The organism is Streptomyces sp. NPDC058051 (assembly GCF_042885475.1).
In the GTDB taxonomy this organism is placed as follows: domain Bacteria; phylum Actinomycetota; class Actinomycetes; order Streptomycetales; family Streptomycetaceae; genus Streptomyces.
Genome location: NZ_JBHVRW010000021.1, coordinates 116,083 through 139,389, shown reverse-complemented (window position 1 = coordinate 139,389; position 23,307 = coordinate 116,083). Strand labels below are relative to the sequence as shown.

At 71.0% G+C, this 23,307-nt stretch carries 13 protein-coding genes; 6 read left to right on the top strand and 7 right to left on the bottom strand.

Going from position 1 to position 23,307, the window contains the following annotated elements:
• Positions 1-175 precede the first annotated feature (175 nt).
• Positions 176-2,995 (top strand): preprotein translocase subunit SecA, encoded by a 2,820-nt coding sequence (gene secA, locus ACFVUT_RS28095; RefSeq protein WP_389659437.1) that lies wholly within the window; start codon positions 176-178, stop codon positions 2,993-2,995.
• A 259-nt stretch (positions 2,996-3,254) separates the two neighbouring features.
• Here secA and ACFVUT_RS28090 read toward each other — a convergent pair whose 3' ends face one another.
• Positions 3,255-3,683, bottom strand: coding sequence for an Rv3235 family protein (locus ACFVUT_RS28090; protein WP_389659440.1), 429 nt, complete (start codon positions 3,681-3,683; stop codon positions 3,255-3,257).
• Between the two features lie 292 nt (positions 3,684-3,975).
• On the opposite strand from ACFVUT_RS28090, the gene ACFVUT_RS28085 reads away from it, so the two are divergent.
• Both ACFVUT_RS28085 and ACFVUT_RS28080 read left to right on the top strand, forming a co-directional pair.
• Positions 3,976-4,482, top strand: a complete 507-nt coding sequence (locus tag ACFVUT_RS28085; protein WP_389659443.1) for a DUF6912 family protein — start codon at positions 3,976-3,978, stop codon at positions 4,480-4,482.
• A 139-nt stretch (positions 4,483-4,621) separates the two neighbouring features.
• The gene (locus ACFVUT_RS28080; RefSeq protein ID WP_389659446.1) at positions 4,622-5,293 is read left to right on the top strand and encodes an HAD family hydrolase; all 672 of its coding nucleotides are present in this window, start codon (positions 4,622-4,624) and stop codon (positions 5,291-5,293) included.
• Between the two features lie 136 nt (positions 5,294-5,429).
• On the opposite strand, the gene ACFVUT_RS28075 is transcribed toward ACFVUT_RS28080, so the two are convergent.
• Positions 5,430-5,999 (bottom strand): DJ-1/PfpI family protein, encoded by a 570-nt coding sequence (locus tag ACFVUT_RS28075; RefSeq protein ID WP_389659449.1) that lies wholly within the window; start codon positions 5,997-5,999, stop codon positions 5,430-5,432.
• A 389-nt stretch (positions 6,000-6,388) separates the two neighbouring features.
• On the opposite strand from ACFVUT_RS28075, the gene ACFVUT_RS28070 reads away from it, so the two are divergent.
• Positions 6,389-11,383 (top strand): NAD-glutamate dehydrogenase, encoded by a 4,995-nt coding sequence (locus tag ACFVUT_RS28070; protein WP_389659452.1) that lies wholly within the window; start codon positions 6,389-6,391, stop codon positions 11,381-11,383.
• 165 nt (positions 11,384-11,548) lie between these two features.
• Here ACFVUT_RS28070 and ACFVUT_RS28065 read toward each other — a convergent pair whose 3' ends face one another.
• From ACFVUT_RS28065 to ACFVUT_RS28050, 4 genes are all read right to left on the bottom strand, one after another.
• Positions 11,549-13,429 carry a protein kinase gene (locus tag ACFVUT_RS28065; protein WP_389659455.1) on the bottom strand — a complete coding sequence of 627 codons (1,881 nt, stop codon included), beginning with the start codon at positions 13,427-13,429 and terminating at the stop codon, positions 11,549-11,551.
• A 74-nt stretch (positions 13,430-13,503) separates the two neighbouring features.
• Entirely contained in the window at positions 13,504-14,523 is a 1,020-nt protein-coding gene (locus ACFVUT_RS28060) for a serine/threonine-protein kinase (RefSeq protein ID WP_389659458.1), read from the bottom strand.
• Positions 14,524-14,704: 181 nt separating this feature from the next.
• The gene (locus tag ACFVUT_RS28055; RefSeq protein ID WP_389659509.1) at positions 14,705-15,505 is read right to left on the bottom strand and encodes an ABC transporter ATP-binding protein; all 801 of its coding nucleotides are present in this window, start codon (positions 15,503-15,505) and stop codon (positions 14,705-14,707) included.
• Positions 15,506-15,509: 4 nt separating this feature from the next.
• Positions 15,510-16,451 (bottom strand): ABC transporter permease, encoded by a 942-nt coding sequence (locus ACFVUT_RS28050; protein WP_389659461.1) that lies wholly within the window; start codon positions 16,449-16,451, stop codon positions 15,510-15,512.
• Positions 16,452-16,583: 132 nt separating this feature from the next.
• Between ACFVUT_RS28050 and ACFVUT_RS28045 the strand changes: the two genes are divergently transcribed.
• Positions 16,584-17,189: a TetR/AcrR family transcriptional regulator gene (locus ACFVUT_RS28045; protein ID WP_389659464.1), complete on the top strand. Its 606-nt coding sequence runs from the start codon at positions 16,584-16,586 to the stop codon at positions 17,187-17,189.
• 128 nt (positions 17,190-17,317) lie between these two features.
• Here ACFVUT_RS28045 and ACFVUT_RS28040 read toward each other — a convergent pair whose 3' ends face one another.
• Positions 17,318-20,902: a CDP-glycerol glycerophosphotransferase family protein gene (locus tag ACFVUT_RS28040; protein ID WP_389659467.1), complete on the bottom strand. Its 3,585-nt coding sequence runs from the start codon at positions 20,900-20,902 to the stop codon at positions 17,318-17,320.
• A gap of 101 nt (positions 20,903-21,003) precedes the next feature.
• Here ACFVUT_RS28040 and ACFVUT_RS28035 point away from each other — a divergent pair, with 101 nt between their 5' ends.
• Positions 21,004-23,271, top strand: coding sequence for a CDP-glycerol glycerophosphotransferase family protein (locus ACFVUT_RS28035; protein WP_389659470.1), 2,268 nt, complete (start codon positions 21,004-21,006; stop codon positions 23,269-23,271).
• Positions 23,272-23,307: the final 36 nt, after the last annotated feature.

Here is a 23,307-nt window from a genome sequence, read left to right as displayed (position 1 = left end):
CGCTTCCCAGCCGTTGACTGCGCAGGGGACGACGGAGCCGACGCGGCGGCAGCCCTCCCGGCGCGGCGGGGTCCTCGCTTACGATGGCCGTTGCGGTGGGGCCCACCTGCCGTGCCCGCGCCAGAGTCCGTCACACGACCAGTGCCAGGCCCGACCGGCAAGGAGACCAGCCTCAGTGTCCGTCTTCAACAAGCTCATGCGTGCAGGCGAAGGCAAGATCCTGCGCAAACTGCACCGCATCGCGGACCAGGTCAGCTCCATCGAAGAGGACTTCGTCAACCTCTCCGACGCCGAGCTGCGGGCGCTCACCGACGAGTACAAGGAACGGTACGCGGACGGCGAGAGCCTGGACGACCTGCTCCCCGAGGCATTCGCAACCGTCCGTGAGGCCGCCAAGCGGGTCCTCGGACAGCGCCACTACGATGTCCAGATCATGGGCGGCGCAGCACTGCACCTCGGCTATGTGGCCGAGATGAAGACCGGCGAGGGCAAGACCCTCGTCGGCACCCTGCCCGCGTATCTCAACGCGCTCTCCGACAAGGGCGTGCACCTGATCACGGTCAATGACTACCTGGCCGAGCGCGACTCCGAACTGATGGGCCGGGTCCACAAGTTCCTGGGTCTGACCGTCGGCTGCATCATCGCCAACATGACGCCGGCCCAGCGCCGTGAGCAGTACGCCTGCGACATCACGTACGGCACGAACAACGAGTTCGGCTTCGATTACCTCCGCGACAACATGGCGTGGTCCTCGGACGAACTCGTGCAGCGCGGCCACAACTTCGCCGTGGTCGACGAGGTCGACTCGATCCTCGTCGACGAGGCCCGTACGCCGCTGATCATCTCCGGTCCGGCCGACCAGGCCACCAAGTGGTACGGCGACTTCGCCAAACTGGTCACGCGCCTGACCAGGGGCGAGGCGGGCAATACGCTCAAGGGCATCGAGGAGACCGGCGACTACGAGGTCGACGAGAAGAAGCGGACCGTCGCCATCCATGAGCCCGGGGTCGCGAAGGTCGAGGACTGGCTCGGCATCGAGAACCTGTACGAGTCGGTGAACACCCCTCTCGTCGGGTACCTCAACAACGCCATCAAGGCCAAGGAACTCTTCAAGAAGGACAAGGACTACGTCGTCATCGACGGCGAAGTCATGATCGTCGACGAGCACACCGGCCGTATCCTCGCCGGCCGCCGCTACAACGAGGGCATGCACCAGGCGATCGAGGCGAAGGAAGGGGTGGACATCAAGGACGAGAACCAGACGCTCGCCACGATCACCCTGCAGAACTTCTTCCGCCTCTACGGCAAGCTCTCCGGCATGACCGGTACGGCGATGACCGAGGCCGCCGAGTTCCACCAGATCTACAAGCTCGGTGTGGTGCCGATCCCGACCAACCGGCCGATGATCCGGGCCGACCAGTCGGACCTGATCTACCGCACCGAGGTGGCGAAGTTCGCCGCGGTCGTCGACGACATCGCCGAGAAGCACGAGAAGGGCCAGCCGATCCTGGTCGGCACCACGTCGGTCGAGAAGTCCGAGTACCTCTCGCAGCAGCTCTCCAAGCGCGGTGTCCAGCACGAGGTCCTGAACGCCAAGCAGCACGACCGTGAGGCGACGATCGTCGCGCAGGCGGGCCGCAAGGGCGCGGTCACGGTCGCGACGAACATGGCCGGACGAGGCACCGACATCAAGCTCGGCGGCAACCCCGACGATCTCGCCGAGGCCGAGCTGCGCCAGCGCGGCCTCGACCCCGTCGAGCACGTCGAGGAGTGGGCGGCCGCGCTGCCTGCCGCGCTGGAGAAGGCCGAGCTGGCCGTGAAGGCGGAGTTCGAAGAGGTCAAGGAGCTCGGCGGGCTGTACGTCCTGGGCACCGAGCGGCACGAGTCGCGGCGTATCGACAACCAGCTGCGCGGTCGTTCCGGCCGTCAGGGCGACCCGGGCGAGTCCCGCTTCTACCTGTCGCTGGGCGACGACCTGATGCGGCTGTTCAAGGCGCAGATGGTCGAGCGCGTCATGTCGATGGCCAACGTGCCGGACGATGTGCCGATCGAGAACAAGATGGTGACGCGGGCGATCGCGTCGGCCCAGTCGCAGGTCGAGCAGCAGAACTTCGAGACCCGCAAGAACGTCCTGAAGTACGACGAGGTGCTCAACCGGCAGCGCGAGGTCATCTACGGCGAGCGCCGTCGGGTCCTGGAGGGCGAGGACCTTCAGGAGCAGGTCCTTCACTTCATGGACGACACGATCGACGACTACATCCGCCAGGAGACCGCGGAGGGCTTCGCCGAGGAATGGGACCTGGACCGGCTGTGGGGTGCGTTCAAGCAGCTGTACCCGGTGAAGGTCACCGTCGAGGAGCTGGAGGAAGCGGCCGGCGACCGGGCCGGGATCACCGCCGAGTTCATCGGCGAGTCCATCAAGGACGACATCCACGAGCAGTACGACGAGCGTGCGAAGCAGCTCGGCTCGGACATCATGCGTGAGCTGGAGCGACGCGTGGTGCTGTCCGTCCTGGACCGCAAGTGGCGTGAGCACCTCTACGAGATGGACTACCTCCAGGAGGGCATCGGCCTGCGTGCCATGGCGCAGAAGGACCCGCTGGTCGAGTACCAGCGCGAGGGCTTCGACATGTTCAACGCCATGATGGAGGGCATCAAGGAGGAGTCCGTCGGCTACCTGTTCAACCTGGAGGTCCAGGTCGAGCAGCAGGTCGAGGAGGTTCCTGTGCAGGACGAGGCCGAGCGGACCTCGCTCGCCAAGGAGGACGTCGTGCCGTCGGCGCGTCCGGAGATCCGGGCCAAGGGGCTCGACGCTCCGCAGCGTCCGGACCGGCTGCACTTCTCCGCTCCCACCGTGGACGGGGAGGGCGGGGTCGTCGAGGGCGACTTCTCCAACGGAGACGGTGGGGGCGCGTCCGAGTCGGACGGGATGACCCGGGCGGAGCGGCGCAAGGCGCAGAAGAACGGCGGGGGCGGGCGTCGCCGCAAGAAGTAGCGGCGACGTCGGCGCCGCTGCTGACGTCGACGGGATTCGGGCCGGGGCCGGCCACCTCATGCGAGGTGGCCGGCCCCGGCTGCTTCTGGGCGCCGGGGCGGGGAGGGCCAGGTGGTCTCCTGTGCCGCTGTGCGTGCCTCCGTGGGCCGGGTGGTCTCCTGTGCCGCTGTGTGTGCCTCGTGGGCCGGATGAGGCTTGGGCGGGCTTTGTACATGCCTCCGTGGGCCGGATGAGGCCCTGGGCGGGCGCCTACCGGCGTCTACCGGGTGGGTGCCGCCTGGAGGCGTTCGTCGCCCAGCTCCACCGCCGCGCAGCGCCAGCGGAGGTCGGCGCCCTGTTCCAGGCGGAAGGCCATGGCCCGCACCTGTTCGCCCGCCGCGATGCTCGCGCAGGCCTCCACCACACCCGGGGCCGGCTGGGCGCCGTGGCACATGCGGATGACCGGGCGGGCGCCGCGGGCCCTGAGAGGGGTGCGCGGGGCCAGTTCGGCCAGCTGGTCGTATGCCTCGCCGATGGTGTGTCCGAGCATCCAGTGCACCGGGCGCTGGCCGCTGAGGACGGCCAGGAGCCGCTCGGCGAACCAGTGATGGGGGCGGACACGTCGGGGAATCCTTGTACGTTGCGGCGGTACCGACCCGGGCCTGCGCCGATCGTGGCGTCCGGTGGGACGGGTCCTGTCCGTGTTCATCGCTCATCGCCCCCGTGCTGCAGAGACCCGGCCGAATACCGGGCGGTAACTTCTGTTGTGGATCTTCTACGGGGACGGCGGAGCCGGTCGCAAGCACCGGCCGGGCGCGGGGGGTGAGCACGGTGAATCACCTATCCGGGTGATGCGCCAGGCGTCGTGCGGGGTGCGCGGAGGGCGGAGGGCGGGTGAGAGGCGGTTGCCGGGTGGACGGGGCGGCCGAGGTGCGCGTAACCCCGAAGGGGGACGTCGCACGTATCCTGAGGGCGTTTCCGACTACGAAAGCGGCCAGCCCATGCGCGTGTACGTCCCCCTGACGCTTCCCGGTCTCGCAGCGGCGCACAAGGCGGGCGAGCTCGGTCCCGGTCCGCTGACCGCCTACGCGGTGACCCCCGGACTGCGCGAGTGGTACGTCTCCGACGACATCGAGGAGCTGGAGTACGCGGCGCTCAACCGGGCCGCCTCCGCCTCGCTGCGGCTGATCGCCGGGAACCCGGACGTGGTCCGCCGACGGGTCGTCGTGGCCGTCGACGTACCCGACGGCGACGCCGTGGCCGACCCGGACCGCAGTCTCGACGCCTCGTCCCTCGGCGAGGTGCGGATCGCGTCCTCCGTGGCGCTGAGCGTGGCCGCCGCCGTGCACGTCGACGCGGACGACGCGGAGAAGGACGTCACGGCCGCCGCGGCGGCGCTGGGCGCGGCGGACCTCGGTGACGACGACGCGCAGTTCACCGTGGACGGCGCCGAGGACCACGAGCTGCTCTGGTTCGGCATTCAGGAGATTCCGAATCTGATCGCCTGACCGTACGGAGACCGGTGACGGGACGGAGACCGGTGACCGGATGAAGACCGGTGACCGGATTGAGGTGCTGCACTGCCTTCCATGCCGGTTCGAGCGGGTGCCCGAACGGATGTCGGACCCGGCAGGTACTTTCTTGTGCATGGGGACGCATGGGAAGCACCGCACGCACCTGGTCTGGGACTGGAACGGCACACTGCTCGACGACAACGCCGCGGTCGTCGGCGCGACCAACGCCGCGTTCGGCGAGGTCGGCCTGGAACCGATCACTCTGGAGCAGTACCGCGAGACGTACTGCGTCCCGATACCCCGCTTCTACGAACGGCTGATGGGCCGGTTGCCCACGGAGGCCGAGTGGGAGCGGATGGACGTGATATTTCACCGGCACTACGCCGAGCAGCGGGCCGCCTGCGGGCTCACCGAAGGCGCCGAGGAGCTTCTCACCCAGTGGGGGCTGGCCGGACGCAGCCAGTCCATCCTGAGCATGTACACACATGACCAGCTGGTTCCCGTGGTCCGGGGGTACGGAATCGAGCGGCACTTCGTACGGGTCGACGGACGCACCGGGCCGTCCGGCGGCAGCAAGGCACAGCACATGGAGCGGCACATCGCCGCGCTGGACGCGGTGTCCCCCGAGCACACGGTGGTCGTCGGGGACGCGGTGGACGACGCGGTGGCCGCCGCCCACGTCGGTGCGAAGGCCGTCCTCTACACCGGCGGATCGCACAGCAGGGCCAGCCTGGAGGCGGCCGGGGTACCCGTGGTCGACAGTCTGGCCGCGGCCGTCGACCTCGCGGCTCGGATAGCCGGATAAGGGCGGACGGCCCGGAGAAGAGCCGCCCGGAGAAGAGCGGCTCGGGCACGAGCCGCCCGGACAGCTGGGCAACAGAGGGGCGGACGGCGAGGACGGCAGAGGCGGGGCGGGGTGGGGCCGGCCCCTCCGGGCGTCGTCAGGTGGTCACGGGGGCCTTGGTGCGGAGCACCTTCAGGAATTCGCGCATCCACGCCGAATGGTCCGGCCACGCGCGGGACGAGACCAGGGTGCCGTCGACCACCGCTTCGTGGTCCTCGAAGGTGGCTCCCGCCGCCTGCATGTCGAGTTCCAGCGCGGGGTACGCGGTGACGTGCCGGCCGGCCAGTGCGCCGGTCGCCGCCGTCATCAGCGGGCCGTGGCAGATCTGGGCCACCGGGCGGTCCGAGTCGAAGAACGCCTTGAGGATCTTGCGAAGCTCCGCGTCGTTGCGCAGATACTCGGGGGCCCGGCCGCCCGGGACGACCAGGGCCACGTAGTTTCCGGGATCCACCTCGGAGAAGGCCAGGTCGGCGGGCCAGGTGTAGCCGGGCTTCTCGGTGTACGTGTCGAAGCCGGGCTCGAAGTCGTGGACCACGAAGCGGAGCGTCTTGCGGGCGGGGGCCGCGATGTGGACGTCGTACCCCTCCTCGCGCAGCCGCTGGTACGGATAGAGGACTTCCAGGGACTCGGCGGCGTCGCCGGTGACGATCAGGATCTTCGGTGCCATGGCGGGCTCCCACGGTTCGTCGGCCTGTTCCGTCTACCAGAGTGCGGCACTACGGGCCGACGCGCTGTCCAGAGTGTCAAAGTTCGTGGCCATCTTTTGTACACATACGGCTCGTGACGGCGACGGGGGCGGGCGAGATAGCCTGGACCCCGTGATCAGCGCGATACGCCTCGGGGGCAGCGAAGCCCCCGGCCTGCGCCCGGAGTGCCACAGCACCCGGGCCGCCACTGATCCTCGCAGCCCGGACCGACTGCCAAAAAAGGCCAATATGGTCCCGGGCATCTCTCATAGCGGCATAGCGTCGACCCAGACCGGAAACCCCGTGTCGTGGCGGTACGTCGTTTTTTACACCTACGTCACGCAACGGCGCGCGACAGGAGCCAGAGGACATGCAGACCAAGCTGGACGAAGCCAAGGCCGAGCTGCTCGCACGGGCCGCCAAGGTAGCTGACAACAGCCCCGGCGGTGGTGTCGGTGGCCCGGGCGGTACCGCCCGGGTACGCGGCACGGCGACCGGGGCCGACCGGGAGGGCCCCGGGCAGGACGTACTCCTCGCCTACCTCCAGCGCTACTACCTGCACACCGCTCCGGAGGACATCGCGGGCCGTGACCCCGTGGACGTCTTCGGTGCGGCCTCCTCCCACTACCGGCTCGCGGAGACCCGCCCGCAGGGCACGGCGAACGTCCGGGTGCACACCCCGACCGTCGAGGAGAACGGCTGGACGTGCAGCCACTCCGTCGTCGAGGTCGTCACCGACGACATGCCGTTCCTGGTCGACTCCGTCACCAACGAACTGTCCCGGCAGGGGCGCGGCATCCATGTCGTGATCCACCCGCAGGTCGTCGTACGCCGTGACGTCACCGGCAAGCTCATCGAGGTCCTGGCCGAGGGCAACGGCCTCTCGAAGGACCCGCAGGCCCGCAAGGACGCCGGGGCCGAGCTGCCGCACGACGCGCTCGTCGAATCCTGGATCCACGTCGAGATCGACCGCGAGACGGACCGCTCCGACCTCCAGCAGATCGCCGCCGATCTGCTGCGGGTGCTGTCCGACGTGCGGGAGACCGTCGAGGACTGGGAGAAGATGCGCGAAGCCGCCCTGCGCATCGCCGACGAGCTGCCCGGCGAGCCGCTCGACGACCTCGCCGACGAAGAGGTGAACGAGGCCAGGGAGCTGCTGCGCTGGCTCGCCGCCGACCACTTCACCTTCCTCGGCTACCGCGAGTACGAACTGAGGGACGGCGACGCGCTGGCCGCCGTGCCCGGCACCGGCCTCGGCATCCTGCGCTCGGACCCGCACCACAGCGTCGACGAGGCGCACCCCGTCAGCCCGTCCTTCGACCGGCTGCCCGCCGACGCCCGGGCCAAGGCCCGCGAGCGCAAGCTCCTCATCCTCACCAAGGCGAACAGCCGGGCGACCGTCCACCGCCCCAGCTATCTCGACTACGTCGGTGTGAAGAAGTTCGACGCCGACGGCAATGTCATCGGTGAGCGCCGTTTCCTCGGGCTGTTCTCGTCCGCCGCCTACACCGAGTCCGTGCGCCGGGTGCCCGTCATCCGCCGCAAGGTCGCCGAGGTGCTGGACGGCGCGGGCTTCTCGCCCAACAGCCACGACGGCCGCGACCTGTTGCAGATCCTGGAGACGTACCCGCGCGACGAGCTGTTCCAGACGCCCGTCGACCAGCTGCGCTCCGTCGTCACCTCCGTGCTCTACCTCCAGGAGCGCCGGCGGCTGCGGCTCTACCTGCGCCAGGACGAGTACGGGCGCTACTACTCCGCGATCGTCTACCTGCCGCGCGACCGCTACACCACCGGTGTGCGGATCCGTCTGATCGACATCCTCAAGGAGGAACTGGCCGGCACCAGCGTCGACTTCACCGCCTGGAACACCGAGTCGATCCTCTCCCGGCTGCACTTCGTCGTCCGGGTCGCACCCGGTACCGAGCTGCCCGACCTCACCGACGCCGAGACCGACCGCATCGAGGCCCGGCTCGTCGAGGCCGCCCGCTCGTGGGCCGACGGCTTCCAGGAGGCGCTGAGCGCCGAATGCGGTGAGGAGCGCGCCGCCGAACTGCTCCGCCAGTACGGCCACTCCTTCCCCGAGGGCTACAAGGCCGACCACACGCCCCGCGCCGCCGTGGCGGACCTGGTCCACCTCGAAGCGCTCAAGAAGGACGAGAAGGACTTCGCCCTCAGCCTGTACGAGCCGGTCGGTGCCGCCCCCGGCGAGCGCCGCTTCAAGATCTACCGGACCGGCGAGCAGGTCTCCCTCTCCGCCGTGCTCCCGGCGCTCCAGCGGCTCGGCGTCGAGGTCGTCGACGAGCGTCCGTACGAGCTGCGCTGCGCGGACCGTACCCACGCCTGGATCTACGACTTCGGCCTGCGGATGCCGCAGACGAACGGCAACGGCAACTACCTCGCCGACGACGCCCGCGACCGGTTCCAGGACGCCTTCGCCGCGGTGTGGACCGGTGCGGCCGAGAACGACGGCTTCAACTCGCTCGTGCTGGGCGCCGGTCTGAGCTGGCGGCAGGCGATGGTGCTGCGCGCCTACGCGAAGTACCTGCGGCAGGCCGGGTCCACCTTCAGCCAGGACTACATGGAGAGCACGCTCCGCAACAACGTGCACACCACCCGGCTGCTGGTCTCGCTCTTCGAGGCACGGATGTCGCCCGAGCGCCAGCGGGCCGGCACGGAGCTGACCGACGGGCTCCTCGAAGAGCTGGACGGGGCCCTGGACCAGGTCGCCTCGCTCGACGAGGACCGGATCCTGCGGTCCTTCCTCACCGTCATCAAGGCCACCCTGCGCACCAACTTCTTCCAGACGGCCGAGGACGGCAAACCGCACGGCTATGTCTCGATGAAGTTCGACCCGCAGTCCATCCCGGACCTTCCGGCGCCCCGCCCGGCGTTCGAGATCTGGGTCTACTCGCCGCGTGTCGAGGGCGTGCACCTGCGCTTCGGCAAGGTCGCCCGAGGCGGTCTGCGCTGGTCGGACCGGCGCGAGGACTTCCGTACGGAGATCCTCGGCCTGGTCAAGGCGCAGATGGTGAAGAACACCGTCATCGTGCCGGTCGGTGCCAAGGGCGGCTTCGTCGCCAAGCGTCTCCCGGACCCGGCCGTCGACCGTGACGCCTGGATGGCCGAGGGCATCGCCTCCTACCGCACCTTCATCTCTGCGCTGCTCGACATCACCGACAACATGGTGGCCGGCGAGGTCGTGCCGCCCAGGGACGTCGTCCGCCACGACGAGGACGACACCTACCTGGTCGTCGCCGCCGACAAGGGCACCGCGAAGTTCTCCGACATCGCCAACGAGGTCGCCGTCTCGTACGGCTTCTGGCTCGGCGACGCGTTCGCCTCCGGCGGTTCCGCCGGTTACGACCACAAGGGCATGGGCATCACCGCCCGCGGCGCCTGGGAGTCCGTCAAGCGGCACTTCCGCGAGCTCGGCCACGACACCCAGACCGAGGACTTCACCGTCGTCGGTGTCGGTGACATGTCGGGTGACGTGTTCGGCAACGGCATGCTGCTCTCCGAGCACATCCGGCTCGTCGCCGCCTTCGACCACCGGCACATCTTCATCGACCCGAACCCCGACGCCGCCACTTCCTTCGCCGAGCGACGCCGCCTCTTCGACCTGCCGCGCAGCTCCTGGGCCGACTACGACAAGGCGCTGCTCTCCGCGGGCGGTGGCATCCACCCGCGCAGCGCCAAGTCCATCCCGGTCAACGCGCACATCCGCGAGGCACTCGGCATCGAGTCGGGGATCACGAAGATGACGCCCGCCGAGCTGATGCAGACCATCCTCAAGGCCCGCGTCGACCTGCTGTGGAACGGTGGCATCGGCACCTACATCAAGTCCTCCACCGAGTCGAACCCGGACGTCGGCGACAAGGCCAACGACCCGATCCGCGTCAATGGCCAGGATCTGCGGGCCAAGGTCGTCGGAGAGGGCGGCAACCTCGGTGCCACCCAGCTCGGCCGGATCGAGTTCGCCCGCAACGGCGGCCGGATCAACACCGACGCGATCGACAACAGCGCCGGTGTGGACACCTCCGACCACGAGGTGAACATCAAGATCCTGCTCAACGGTCTCGTCCGGGACGGCGACATGACCGTCAAGCAGCGCAACAAGCTGCTCGCCGAGATGACCGACGAGATCGGCCACCTGGTGCTGCGCAACAACTACGCGCAGAACGTGGCCCTCGCCAACGCCACGGCCCAGTCGTCCTCCCTGCTCCACGCCCACCAGCGCTTCATGCGCCGGCTGGGCCGCGACGGGGATCTCGACCGCGGGCTGGAGTTCCTGCCCAGCGACCGGCAGATCCGCGAGCTGCTGAACGCCGGCAGGGGGCTCAGCCAGCCCGAACTGGCCGTGCTGCTCGCGTACACGAAGATCACGGCGGCCCGGGAGCTGATCCGGACCAGCCTGCCGGACGACCCGCACCTGCAGAAGCTGCTGCACGCCTACTTCCCGCAGCAACTGCGCGAGCAGTTCCCCGAGGCGGTCGACGGCCACGCGCTGCGCCGCGAGATCATCACCACGGTCCTGGTCAACGACACCGTGAACACCGGTGGTTCGACCTTCCTGCACCGCCTGCGGGAAGAGACCGGGGCGTCGATCGGGGAGATCGTGCGGACGCAGTTCGCGGCCCGCGAGATCTTCGGCCTCGGCCAGGTGTGGGACGCCGTGGAGGCGCTCGACAACAAGGTCGCCGCCGATGTGCAGACCCGGATCCGGCTGCACTCGCGCCGGCTCGTCGAGCGCGGTTCACGCTGGCTGCTCGGCAACCGGCCGCAACCGCTGGAGATCGCCGGCACGATCGAGTTCTTCAAGTCGGGTGTCGAGGAGGTCTGGGCCGAACTGCCCAAGATGCTGAGGGGTGCCGACCTGGACTGGTACCAGTCGATCCTGGACGAGCTCGCCGAGGCGGGCGTCCCGGGCGAACTGGCCCAGCGGGTCGCCGGATTCTCCTCCGCCTTCCCGGCACTGGACATCGTGGCGATCGCGGAGCGCACCGGCAAGGACCCGCTCTCCGTCGCCGAGGTGTACTACGACCTCGCGGACCGGCTGGGCATCACCCAGCTGATGGACCGGATCATCGAGCTGCCGCGGGCCGACCGCTGGCAGTCCATGGCCCGGGCCTCCATCCGCGAGGACCTGTACGCCGCGCACGCCGCGCTCACCGCGGACGTGCTGGCCGTGGGCAACGGCACCGCCACCCCGGAGGAGCGGTTCATGTCCTGGGAGGAGAAGAACGCCGCGATCCTCACCCGGTCGCGCTCCACGCTTGAGGAGATCCAGGGTTCGGACGCGTTCGACCTGGCGAACCTGTCGGTGGCCATGCGGACGATGCGGACGCTGCTGCGCACGCACGCGTAGGAACGCGTTCGCACGCACGCGTAGGAACGCGTTCGCACGCACGCGTAGGAACGCGTAGGAACGAGTGAGGAGGACGGGGCGGTTGCCGGGGGAGCCCGGCAACCGCCCCGTCCCCGTTCACCAGGCTGGGCCGACCGTCTGCGCCCACCCGCGGCGGTGGTGTGCCTACCGCTCCCACAGGGTGAGTTCGGTGAAGTAGTCCGGCAGATCGTTGGTGCTGCGACTCTCCACCTTGGTGATCTTCAGCATGGCGAGATTTCCTTCGGACGTCACCGTGCAGAGACGGGTGCCGACCGGCAGGGTCTGGCCGCGCTGGAGCTCCTTTTCCTCGATCGTGGACGGCAGGACGTCGGACTGCGAGCCCTGCAGGCACTCCTCCGGAGTCGCTCCGGTGCTCTTGCCCATCGGTGTGCGGAACGTCCAACGGCCGCCGGACACCTCGCTCAGCTCCAGTTCGTCGTCGCTGTCGGTGAATTCGTCGGGGCCCGCGACCCGCGGCTCGTCGAGATCGACTCCGATGACACTCGGTTCGGCGGGTGCCCGCAGCGCGAACGGACGGTCCTTGAAGACCACCTGGTAGCTGCTCTGCTGCCCGGACGATCCGGACGATCCGGACGATCCGGACGAGGCGGAGCCGGACGGTTCCGGGTCCGGCTGCGGGGACGGCGACCGGTCGCTGTGCGTGTCGTCGGCGTGCGTGGTGTCGCCGCCCTTGTCACCGCCCGTGTCATTGGTGCGGGTGGCGATCACCCATGTCCCCGCGACCAGCAGCAGCGCCACCCCGGCCGCCGCCACGACCCGCACCGCCCGGCGCGACTTCGGGACGGGCGCAGTCGCCGCTGCCGGTCCGGGCACGGTCGACGGCGTGGGGTGGGCGGGCGGGGGCGGGACGTACATGGCCTGCTGATGCGTGGCGGGCCGGTCGGATTTGGGCGGCGCCGCCGCGTATCCGGCCGGCGCGCCCGGCGGCACCGGGTCGGCGGGAACGGTGGTGCCCGCACCCGGTGGGTACGCCGGCACCGTGGCCGTGCCGACCGGGTGCGGGGGCACGGTGGGGGTGCCGGCCGGCTGCGGGGGCAGCGTCGGAGTACCGGCCGGCTGCGGGGGCCGTTGTGCCGCCTGCTCCCGGCGGGCGATCTCCGCGGCGAGCGACCCGGGGAGCCAGCCGTCGGACTCGCGCAGTGGCCGGCCCGCCGACTGCTCGCACAGGGCGGCGAGTTCGGTGGGGGTGATGCGCGCCCCCGGGGCGGCGGCGAGGCAGCGTTCCAGCAGCGGGCGCAGCTCCTGCGGATAGCCGTCCAGCCGGGGAGGGCGGTGCTCGGTGTTGGCGATCTGGGCGGCGACGGTCATTGCCCCGCCCGTCCCGTAAGGATGCCGGCCGGTTGCCGCGAGGGCCGCGATCAGGCCGAGCGAGAAGACGTCGGTGGCCCCGCCGACCTGCTCTCCGAGCGCGTGCTCGGGCGACATGAACTGCGGGGTGCCGATCAGTCCGCCGCTGCGCGTGAGCTGGGTGGCGTCGGCGGCGCGGGCGATCCCGAAGTCGATGACGTACGGGCCCGTCGCCCCGAGCAGGATGTTGCCGGGCTTCAGATCGCGGTGGACGACTCCGGCCGCGTGGATGGCGGCGAGCGCCTGGGCCGTGCAGCCGATGAGCCGGAAGACGGTGGGCAGTGGCAGCGGCCCGTGGGCGTCCAGCGCCGACTGGAGCGCCATGCCGGGCACGAACACCGAGGCGAGCCAGGGCTGCCCGCCGGAGGTGTCGTGGTCGACCACCGGCACCAGGTGGTAGCCCTGCACCCGTCGGGCGGCCTGCACCTCCTGCTCGAACCGGAGCCGGAATTCGGGGTCGTCGCCGAACTCGCGGCGGATGAGCTTCAGCGCGACCGCCTGACCGCCCCGGGTGTGCGAGAGGTAGACCGTGCCCATGCCGCCCTCGCCGATCCGGGCGAGCAGCCGGTATCCGGCGGTCTCGCGTGGATCGTCGGGGCCGAGGGGCGTGAGTATGTCGCCGACGCCGGTACTGATGGGAGCCTCCCCCGCTCGCACAGCCGAATGTGACCGGGTGGGAGCCTACGACAGATGACGGCTCGTCATCACCTCGCTCCGGTGCGGTCGTTGCCTCACTCCGGTTCGGTCGTTCGGCGGATCCGCCAGGTCCGGTCTCCGGCCGACGGATCACGGACGGTCGGCAGGTAGATGGGGGTGGACGAGGACGGGCGGGACCGCGTCGCCGTCTCGATCCGTGCCACGGCCGACGCCACCGGCGCGGGCAGCCAGCCACCGAAGTCCCGCAGCCCGCGCCCGCCGCCCGTGTCGAGCGCCTGCCGGCACAGCTCGGCGACGGCGGCGGCCGTGGGCCGCTCCTCGGGCCGGGCCGCCAGGCAGAGCCCGATCACCCGGCGCAGCGGCTCCGGATGGTGGTCCAGGCGCGGGGGTTCGCGGTCGGTGCCCGCGATGCGGGCGGCGACGGCGAGTCCGTGGCCGCGTCCGTACGGATGCTGCCCGGTGGCGGCCTCGGCGGCCAGCAGGCCGAGCGCGAACACGTCGGACGCGGGCGTCAGTTGTCTGCCCAGCGCGTGCTCGGGCGACATGTTCTTCGGGCTGCCGACCAGCCGGCCCATCGTGGTGAGGGTCCGGGTGTCCGTCGCCCGTGCGATGCCGAAGTCGAGCAGCCAGGGGCCGTCGGCCGCGAGCAGCACATTGCCGGGTTTGACGTCGCGATGGATGACGCCCGCGGCATGGACGGCGTCCAGCGCGCCGGCGAGGCAGCCGGTCAGCCGGAGCACGGCGGACATCGGCAGCGGGCCGTACGCGTCGAGGGCGGCGTCCAGCGGCAGGCCGGGGACGTACTGCGTGGCGAGCCAGGGCAGCGGTCCCTCGGCGCTGTGGTCGACGACCTGCGCCAGGTGGTAGCCGGAGACCCGGCGGGCCGCGGCCACCTCCCGGGCGAACCGCACCCGGAACGCCGGGTTCTCGGAGTGTTCCCGGCGGATCACCTTCAGCGCGACGGGCTGGCCGCCGCGGGTGTGGGAGAGATAGACCGTGCCCATCCCGCCCTCGCCCACCCGGCTTCGCAGGACGTAACCGGAGACCTCCCGCGGATCGTCCGCCCGCAGCGGCTCCGGCACGCCGTCCCGCATGCGTCCCCCTTGAGCGGTGTTCGGACAACCCCGTGGTGTGAGACGGGAGTTTACGCTCCGGAGGCCCTGGCTGCTCGCCCAAGCAGCCCCGGCCGGACCGCTCGCCCGGGCTGTTCCGGACCGCTCGCCCGGGTCGCCCCGGCTGTCCCCGACCGCTCACCCCGGCCCGTGGTTCGCGCCGCTACTTCTTGCCGGTGAACTTCTCGTACGCGGCCACGATCTCGTCCGCCGGACCGTCCATCCGCAGTGTTCCCGCCTCCAGCCAGATCGCCCGGTCACAGGTCTCGGTGATCGACTTGTTGCTGTGGCTCACCAGGAAGACCGTGCCGGCCTCCTCGCGCAGCTCCTTGATCCGCTCCTTGCTGCGGCTCTGGAACCTGGCGTCGCCGGTGGACAGCGCCTCGTCGATCAGGAGGACGTCATGGCTCTTGGCGGCCGCGATCGAGAAGCGCAGCCGGGCGCCCATGCCGGAGGAGTACGTCCGCATCGGGAGCGTGATGAAGTCGCCCTTCTCGTTGATGCCGGAGAAGTCGACGATCCCGTCGTAGCGCTCGCGGATCTCGGCCCGCGTCATGCCCATCGCGAGGCCGCCGAGCACGACGTTGCGTTCGCCGGTCAGATCGCTCATCAGCGCCGCGTTCACCCCGAGCAGCGAGGGCTGGCCCTGGGTGTGCACCCGGCCCTTCGTCGCGGGCAGCAGGCCGGCGATCGCCTTCAGCAGCGTGGACTTCCCCGAGCCGTTGGAGCCGATCAGGCCGATGGCCTCGCCCTTGTACGCGGCGAAGCTCACCCCCTTCACGGCGTGCACCTCGCGGACCCCGGGGCTCTGCCGGCGCGAGACGATCCGGCTCAGCGCCGAGGTGGCACTGCCCTTGCCGGTCCGGGCGCCGTGGACCTTGTAGGTGATGTGGACGTCGTCCACGACGACGGTCGGCACCCGCTCGTCGGTGACCGCGCCGTCGGCGGTCCTGTGGTCCGTCATGTTGTCAGCCACGTCCGTACCGCTCCTCCGCCTGCCAGAAGTACACGAATCCACCCAGGCCGCAGACGAGCGCCCAGCCCGCGGCGATCGCCCACACATGGGGCGGCAGATGGGACGCGCCGAAGCTGTCGATGAGCGCGAACCGCATCAGGTCGATGAAGACGGCGGCCGGATTGCACTCCAGCATCACCATCACGGCGTGCGGAACCCGGTCGCCCGTGAGCATCGTGTCGACGCTCCACATGACGCCGGAGGCGTACATCCAGGTGCGCAGGATGAACGGCATCAGCTGGGCGATGTCCGGTGTCCGGGCGGCCAGCCGCGCCACCACCATGGAGACACCGGTGTTGAACATCGCCTGGAGGAGCAGCGCCGGTATCGCCAGCAGCCAGGACGGCCTGGGGAACTGCCCGAACCCCACCAGGATCAGTACCAGCGCGGCGAGCGAGAAGAGCAGCTGCTGGAGCTGCTGCAGGGCCAGCGCGATCGGCAGCGAGGCGCGCGGGAAGTGCAGGGCCCGGACGAGACCGAGGTTGCCGCTGATCGCACGCGTGCCCGCAGTGATCGAACTGGCGGTGAAGGTCCAGATGAAGACGCCGGTGACGAGGAACGGAACGAAGTCCTCGACGTTGCGCTTCGTGTTCATCAGGACGCCGAAGATGAAGTAGTAGACCGTCGCGTTCAGCAGCGGGGTCATGATCTGCCAGATCTGGCCGAGCTTCGCCTGGCTGTACTGGGCGGTCAGCTTGGCGGTGGCGAAGGCCGTGATGAAGTGGCGCCGCCCCCACAGCTGTCGGACGTACGCGCCGAGCGACGGCCGGGCCCCGCTCATGGACAGTCCGTGGCGGGCGGCGAGTGCCGCGAGCTCACCCGGTGCGTACACCGGGAGGGGCACATCGGCAGAGGTGTCGGCCGGGGCCGCTGGGATTGTTGTCTGGCTCACCACGATCGCTTTCGACGGGAGGGCAGTGGGGGACGCGACGGCCGACGGGACGGGACCGTATCGTCGCAACGCCGAGGGTAGGGCGCTGTGGCGTCGCAACGCAACCGTTTCGTCGCTACGGACTATGATTCGGTCATGACCACCGACCCGGGAACCCGCCGCCGCGTCCCCGCCGGAGCCGCTGTGCTGCGCGAGGACGTCACCGATGCGATTCGCAGCGCCGTCTTCGAGGAGCTGGCCGCGGTGGGCTTCGCCCGGATGTCGATCGAGGGGATCGCCCGGCGCGCGGGCGTGGGCAAGACAGCCGTCTACCGCCGTTGGAAGTCCAAGCTGGCCCTGGTCCTCGATCTGGTCTCCGCGGTCGCCGTCCAGGGCATGCCGGCTCCGGCGACCGGTTCGCTGTACGGGGACGTCCGCGCCGTACTGGAGCTCGCCTCCTACGCCCTGCGCCACCCCGTCGCCTCGCAGGTCATCCCGGATCTGCTGGTCGAGGCCGCCCGGAGCCCGGAGATCTCCGAGACGATCAAGGCGGCCCTGCTGGACCCGCAGCAGGGCATCGCCGCCGTCGTCGTACGGGACGCCGTGGCGCGCGGCGAACTGCCCGAGGGCAGCGACCCGGACCGTGCGCTGGACCTGATCGTCGGGCCGCTGTACTGGCGGCTCGCCGTCGTCCGCACCCCGCTGCCCAAGGGGTACCTCGACGACCTGGCCGCATCCGCCGTCGCCGCACTCAAGAACTGAGCGCTACGGCTCACGCGCCCCGCCGCACTCAAGAACCGAGCGCTACGGCTCACGCACCGCGGGCCGCACCCGCCACCGTGAGCCACCCGCCACCGCGAGCCTCCCCGTGCACCCTCCCGGCCGCGGCGCTACTCCTCGGCGAGCAGCAGGTCCGCGACCCGTGCCGCCGCCCGCCCGTCGTCCAGGTCGCAGAAGTCCCGGCGGAAGCTCTCGTACGCCTCCGCGTGCCGGGCCGCCGACGCGGTCAGGGCGCCCGGAACGCGGAGGATTCCGGCGATCTCGTCCGTGCCGACGAGCAGCGGCCCCGGCGCCCGGGTCTCGAAGTCCAGGCAGAAGCCGCGCACCGTGTCGCGGTAGTGCTCCAGGTCGTACGTGTGGAAGAGCATCGGGCGGCCCGTGTGCGCGTAGTCGAACATCAGTCCCGCGTAGTCCGTGAGCAGCACATCGGCGATCAGCAGCAGCTCCGCGGTGTCCGGGTGCGCCGACACGTCGCGCACGCCGTACCCCTCGGGCACGCCCCCGGTCACCCGGGGATGGCGGCGCACCAGCACGGTGTGGCTGTCGCCGAGGGACCGCGCCAGGGCGGGCAGGTCGAGTGCCGGATCCCAGCGGTAGCGGGGCCGTCCGCCGCCGGTTTGGGAGGGGTGGGCCAACTGGTCGCGGTAGGTCGGCGCGTACAGCACGATCCGGCGGCCGTCCGCGATGCCGAGCCTGCGCCGTACCCGCTCGGCGGTCTTGTCCCGGTCGGCCGAGAAGAGCAGGTCGTTGGCCGGGGAACCCGCCTCCAGGACCGTGCCCCCGTACCCGAGAGCGCGGCGCAGCAGCGGGGTGGAGTGGCGGCTGGGGGAGACCAGGACGGACCACTGGGCCGCCCGGTGCGGCAGCGAGGCGAGCCGGTGGTGATCGGCGTACAGGGTGCCGCCCAGATCCGTACCGAAGCGGCCGAGCGGGGTGCCGTGCCAGGTCTGCACGACGATCTGGCCGGGCCGCCGCTCGAACCACTCGGGCAACTGGTCGGCGGTGACGATCCGCCGCGACCGCGCCAGCGCCTCGTACCAGGCGGCGCTGTGCTCGACGACCGGGACGGCGGTGGACGGCACGTGCCCGTGGAGCCCTTCGGTGACCCAGAGGTGCTCCGACTCGACGCCCCGGCGCAGGAGTTCGGTGTGGACGGCGCGCGGCGAGTCGCCGCCCGTGTAGAGGACGGTGTCCCGCAGAGGCAGCGCGCGCCGGGTCGGATAGTGCGTGCCGCGCAGTTCGGCCCGGCGGTACGCGCCCCGCTCGGTGGCCGCGAGCACCGGCCCGGCCTGCACGGTCAGCCGGTCGCCGAACCGGCGGTCCAGAGCGAACTCCCTGCCGGGCGCCGGGGCCCTGGTGTCCGCCGTCGCGCGGCACAGCGGCAGGCGGGAGGCGAGTGCGGTCAGCACCCGGACCGGCCGGCCGCCCAGATACGCGTCCCAGCGGCCCTCGTGCAGCCCCGCGGCCACCGAGGGCGCGAGGAACGCGGTGAAGCGGAGCCCCTCGTAGACCTCCCTGCCGGCCCCCTCGCCCGCCTCTTCGGGCGCCCCCGGGCGAGCCTCCTCGTACGCCCCGGGGCGTGCCTCCTCGTACGTCCCCGCACGCGGGGGCGCGTGCGTGACGGGCACGATCACCCTCTCGCGCAGTGTCTCGTGCCGCAGCACGAGATGGGCCGGGACCTCGTCCTGTCGTACGCCCGTCCCGGCGCCGGTCACCCCCTCCACCCGCAGCGCACCGTCCGACGTCCACGCCGCCGCGTCCACGAACGGCTGCCCGCTCAGGTCCAGCACCAGTTCGCCCGCCGCGTCGGCCACGACCGGCGGGGCCGTCTCCGGGGCGGCGGCCAGCGGCACCCTCGACCCGTCCGCCAGCACCAGTCGCGCCCGCCACCGTCCGCCGGGCTCCGGTTCGACCTCGCGCGGTGCCCGGTGCGGTGCCTGCGGCGCGGCTGCCATCTGGGCGAGGTCGGCGAGCGGAACGCGCACGGTGAAACGATCACCCGCCAGGCACTCGACCGGGTGGCCGAACTCCTGGTCCGCCACCCCTTCGCAGGTCAGCACCAGGGCCTTCGGCCGGGCGCCCCCGTACAGCCGGCCGGTCAACTCCAGCGCCCCGCCGATGCGGTGGGACTCGCACCGGGCCGGCACCTGCGTCACGGTCAGCCTGAGCCGCCCGCCCAGGTAGTCGAGCACCGCCCGCCGCCCGTCGCCCAGGTCGTGGACGAGCGGCTGCACGGCCCCCGCCTCCACGGCCCGTACCGCCACGCGGCGGACCGCGCCATGGGCGGCCACCATCATGCCCACCAGCCAGCCGCCGGGCCGCAGCCGCCGCGGGTCGAGCGTCATTTCGAAGCCCGAATGGTCATAACTGTGCAGCTGCTGGCCCGAGTTGACGGTCGCCTCCGGTGCGAGCACATTCCGCACCGGCACGGTACGCAGATGCTGGCCCCGGGTCGCGCGCACCATGCCCACCTTCAGCGAGTGGTGCGGCGCGGCGGCCGGCAGATTGCGGATGTACGCGTAACCACGCAGCCGCAGCTTCCCGTCGTCGCCCCACTGGGCCTCCAGCAGCCGTGCCACGGCCGGGAGGTCGGTACGGGCGAGCCGGGCGGTGTCCGGGACGCCGGGGAAGCCGGCCAGCCGCCGCCCCGGTACGCCACCGACCGTGAACGTCCCGGTGCCGTTGTCCCGTTCGAAGGCGAGCACCTTGAGCAGGTCCGGAAGTCTGCGTTCCTTCACCAGTTGCCACTTGAGCCGCAGTTCCACCGGCAGCTCATGGGCGACGGCCCGGCCCGACCTGGCCGCTCCGTCCATCCGCTCCATCCGCTCCAGGAACGCCCCCGCGTCCGTCATGAAGGCGTCCCGGTACTCGGGCCCGCCCATCGCGAGCCCCTCCAGGAAGTACACGAAGTCGTCGCGCAGGCAGGAGAGGTCGTAACGGCGCCGCGCGCCGCCGTTCGCCACCCCGCTCCGTCCCGCGAGGAACGCGCTGACCTGCTCGCACGCCGAGATCCGGTCCCGCACGCCCCGCACATCCGTACGCCGCCGGGTGATCGACCCCTCCCGCACCCGCCAGTAGTAGACGTGCTCGTGCAGCACGTCGACCGAGCCGGCGAGGAAGTGTGCCGGGATCATCACCGGGGTGTCCTCGTAGAGCTTTCCCTCCGGGAAGGTGAAGGCGTGCCGGTCCCAGAACGAGCGGCGGAACACCTTGTTCCAGGCGACCCGGTCGGCGAGCAGTCGCGGATCGCGGCTGATGTGGGTGCGGGCCCGGGTCGCGGTCAGCCAGCGGTACTGCCAGGCCTGCTGCCGCCCCTGCTCGGTCAGCCGCCACACATTGCCGGTGGCGAGGTCGGAGCCGGTCGACTCCAGCGAGGCCAGCATCCGCTCGAAGGCGTCGTGGACGACGATGTCGTCGCTGTCGACGAACGCCAGATACGGCACGTCCGCGGTGGTGTGCCGCACGCCCGTGTTGCGGGCCGCGCTCAGCCCGGCGTTGCGCTGGTGCACGTAGCGGAAGCGGCTGTCGCGGGCGGCGAACAGCATGGCGACGGCCGCGCTGCCGTCCGTCGAACCGTCGTCGACGAGGACCACCTCGATGTCGGTGACCGACTGTTCGGCCACCGATCGCAGGCAGTCCTCCAGATAGTCCTCGACGTTGTGGACCGGAACGACGACACTGAGGCGCGGCTTCATGCCCGGACAACCGGGGCGGACGTCCCGGGTCACCGGCACTGCCCCGAACGGGTGAACGTGTGATTCGGCGCACGGTGACTGCGCGATTACGCTCGGCTGCCATGCTCCTCAGTGTTGTCGTGCCCGTCCACCGCGTTCAGGGCTATCTCAGGGCGAGCCTGGAATCCGTACTCGACCAGGGCCCGGGTGCGTGGGAGCTCCTCGTCGTCGACGACGCGTCGGGGGACGGCAGTGCCCGGATCGCCGCCGAGTTCGCGGCGCGCGACCCCAGGGTCAGGGTGCTCACCCTTCCCGAGCACCGCGGGGCCGGGCCGGCCCGCAACGCCGGGGCCGCCGAGGCGCGCGGCCGGTACCTCCTCTTCCTCGACGGCGACGACGTGCTGCGACCGGGTGCTCTGGAAGCGGTCGCCGCACGGCTGGCGGGAGGCGAACCGGACGTGCTCCTCCTCGGACACGACCGCGTCGACTGGTGGGGCGACATCTCGTCCCCGGCCCCCGCTCCGCCGTCTCGCGAGGCTGCGGTTCCCCCCGCCCGGCCGTCCCCGGCGGCTGCGGTTGTGTCCCGGGCCACCGCCTCTCCGCCCCCGGCGCCCGCTCCTCCGTCTCGCGAGGCTGCGGTTGTGTCCCGGGCCACCGCCTCTCCGTCCCCGGCCCCCGTCGCCGAGGGCTTGTGCACCGACACCCCGCGCCTCTTCCGCCGCGCCTTCTGGACCGCGCACGGCCTCCACTTCACCGACAGCCCCTACGAGGACGTCCTCCCTCTCCTGCGCGCCGCTCTCCTCGCCTCCGACGCCGGCACGCTCGACACCCTCGACCGGATCTGTGTCCGCCACCGCGTCCGCCGCTCCGGCACCTTCGCCACCACCCCGGGACGCCACCACTTCGCGATCCTCGACGCCTACGCACGGCTGCTCGACCGGACCGGCCACGACCCGCGGATCCAGGCGGCACGCACCCGCCACCTGCGCGCCGTCCTCGCCGACCCCGGCCGGATCGCTCCCGAGGACCGCGCCGCCTTCCACCGCGCCGCCGCCCTGCCCGGCAGCTACACCGCCCACCGCGCCCGGGAGGCCGTCCGTGCCGGTCACGCCCGCACCCGGGTCGTCCTGCGCCGCCACAAGAAGACGCTCCGGGCCCGCGTCATGCGCGCCGCGTACCGCACGGACCTGCGCCGGCCCCTGGATCCCGGCCTCGCGGTGTACGGCGCCTACTGGAACCGGGGAGTCGCCTGCAACCCGGCCGCGATCCACGCCAAGGCCCTCGAACTCGCCCCGCACATCCGAGGTGTCTGGGTCGTCTCCTCCCGGCACCGCGACCGCATGCCGCCCGGCATTCCGTACGTCATCGAGGGCTCCCGCGCCTACTGGCGGGTCATGGCCACCGCCACCTACCTGATCAACAACTCCAGCTTCCCCGGCGGCTTCACCAAACGCCCCGGCCAGCGCTATCTCCAGACGCACCACGGCACCCCGCTGAAGACCATGGGACTGGACCAGCGGCCCTATCCGGCCCTCACCAACGGCATCAGCTTCGAGAAGATCGTCGCCCACGCCGACCAGTGGGACTTCTCCCTCTCCGCCAACCCGCACACCACCGAGATCTGGGACCGGGTCTACCCGTCCCGATACGAGCACCTGAACCTCGGCTATCCGCGCAACGACATCTTCTTCACCGCCACCCCCGAGCGGACGGCCGCGATCCGGCAGCACCTCTCCCTCGGCCCGGACCGGACCGTCCTGCTGTACGCACCCACCCACCGCGACTACCGCAAGGGCTTCGTCCCGCACCTCGATCTGGACCGCCTGGCCCGCGAACTGGGCCCGGACTACGTGGTGCTGGTCCGGGCGCACTACTTCTACGGCCGTGCGGCGCGGCTGGACCACGCGCGCGTGGTGGACGTGACGGGGCATCCATCGGTCGAGGAACTCTGCCTGGTCTCCGACGCGTTGATCACCGACTACTCGTCGCTGATGTTCGACTACGCCTGCCTGGACCGCCCGATCATCAGCCACGTCCCGGACTGGGCCGCCTACCGGGCCTCGCGAGGGACCTACTTCGATCTGCTCTCCGGACGCCCCGGCGACACCCCGGGGGCCGTCTCCACCACCGACGACGAGCTGCTGGAGCTGTTCAGGACAGGGGAGTGGCGCTCGGCGCGGACGGCGGAGCTCCGGACGGCGTTCCGCGCACGCTTCTGCCCCTACGACGACGGGCACGCGGCCGAACGCGTGGTGCGGCGGCTGTTCCTGACCGACGCACGGAGCAGCGACCTACGGAGCAGCGACGCACGGAACGACGGACAGAGCGACGCACGGAACGACGCACGGAGTGACCAGGAGCGGGACCGGACGGCAACACACCGCAGTTGATGTCACCCGTTCGGGAGAGAGTGCGACCGGTGACCC

Bases quoted from the DNA above. Each gene is read 5' to 3' on its own strand.
- ACFVUT_RS28055 (WP_389659509.1), bottom strand. From the start codon at position 15,505: ATGACGGACCACAGGACCGCCGACGGCGCGGTCACCGACGAGCGGGTG.
- ACFVUT_RS28035 (WP_389659470.1), top strand. From the start codon at position 21,004: ATGCTCCTCAGTGTTGTCGTGCCCGTCCACCGCGTTCAGGGCTATCTC.
- ACFVUT_RS28060 (WP_389659458.1), bottom strand. From the start codon at position 14,523: ATGCGGGACGGCGTGCCGGAGCCGCTGCGGGCGGACGATCCGCGGGAG.
- ACFVUT_RS28090 (WP_389659440.1), bottom strand. From the start codon at position 3,683: ATGAACACGGACAGGACCCGTCCCACCGGACGCCACGATCGGCGCAGG.
- ACFVUT_RS28070 (WP_389659452.1), top strand. From the start codon at position 6,389: ATGCAGACCAAGCTGGACGAAGCCAAGGCCGAGCTGCTCGCACGGGCC.
- ACFVUT_RS28085 (WP_389659443.1), top strand. From the start codon at position 3,976: ATGCGCGTGTACGTCCCCCTGACGCTTCCCGGTCTCGCAGCGGCGCAC.
- ACFVUT_RS28040 (WP_389659467.1), bottom strand. From the start codon at position 20,902: ATGAAGCCGCGCCTCAGTGTCGTCGTTCCGGTCCACAACGTCGAGGAC.
- ACFVUT_RS28080 (WP_389659446.1), top strand. From the start codon at position 4,622: ATGGGGACGCATGGGAAGCACCGCACGCACCTGGTCTGGGACTGGAAC.
- ACFVUT_RS28075 (WP_389659449.1), bottom strand. From the start codon at position 5,999: ATGGCACCGAAGATCCTGATCGTCACCGGCGACGCCGCCGAGTCCCTG.
- ACFVUT_RS28045 (WP_389659464.1), top strand. From the start codon at position 16,584: ATGACCACCGACCCGGGAACCCGCCGCCGCGTCCCCGCCGGAGCCGCT.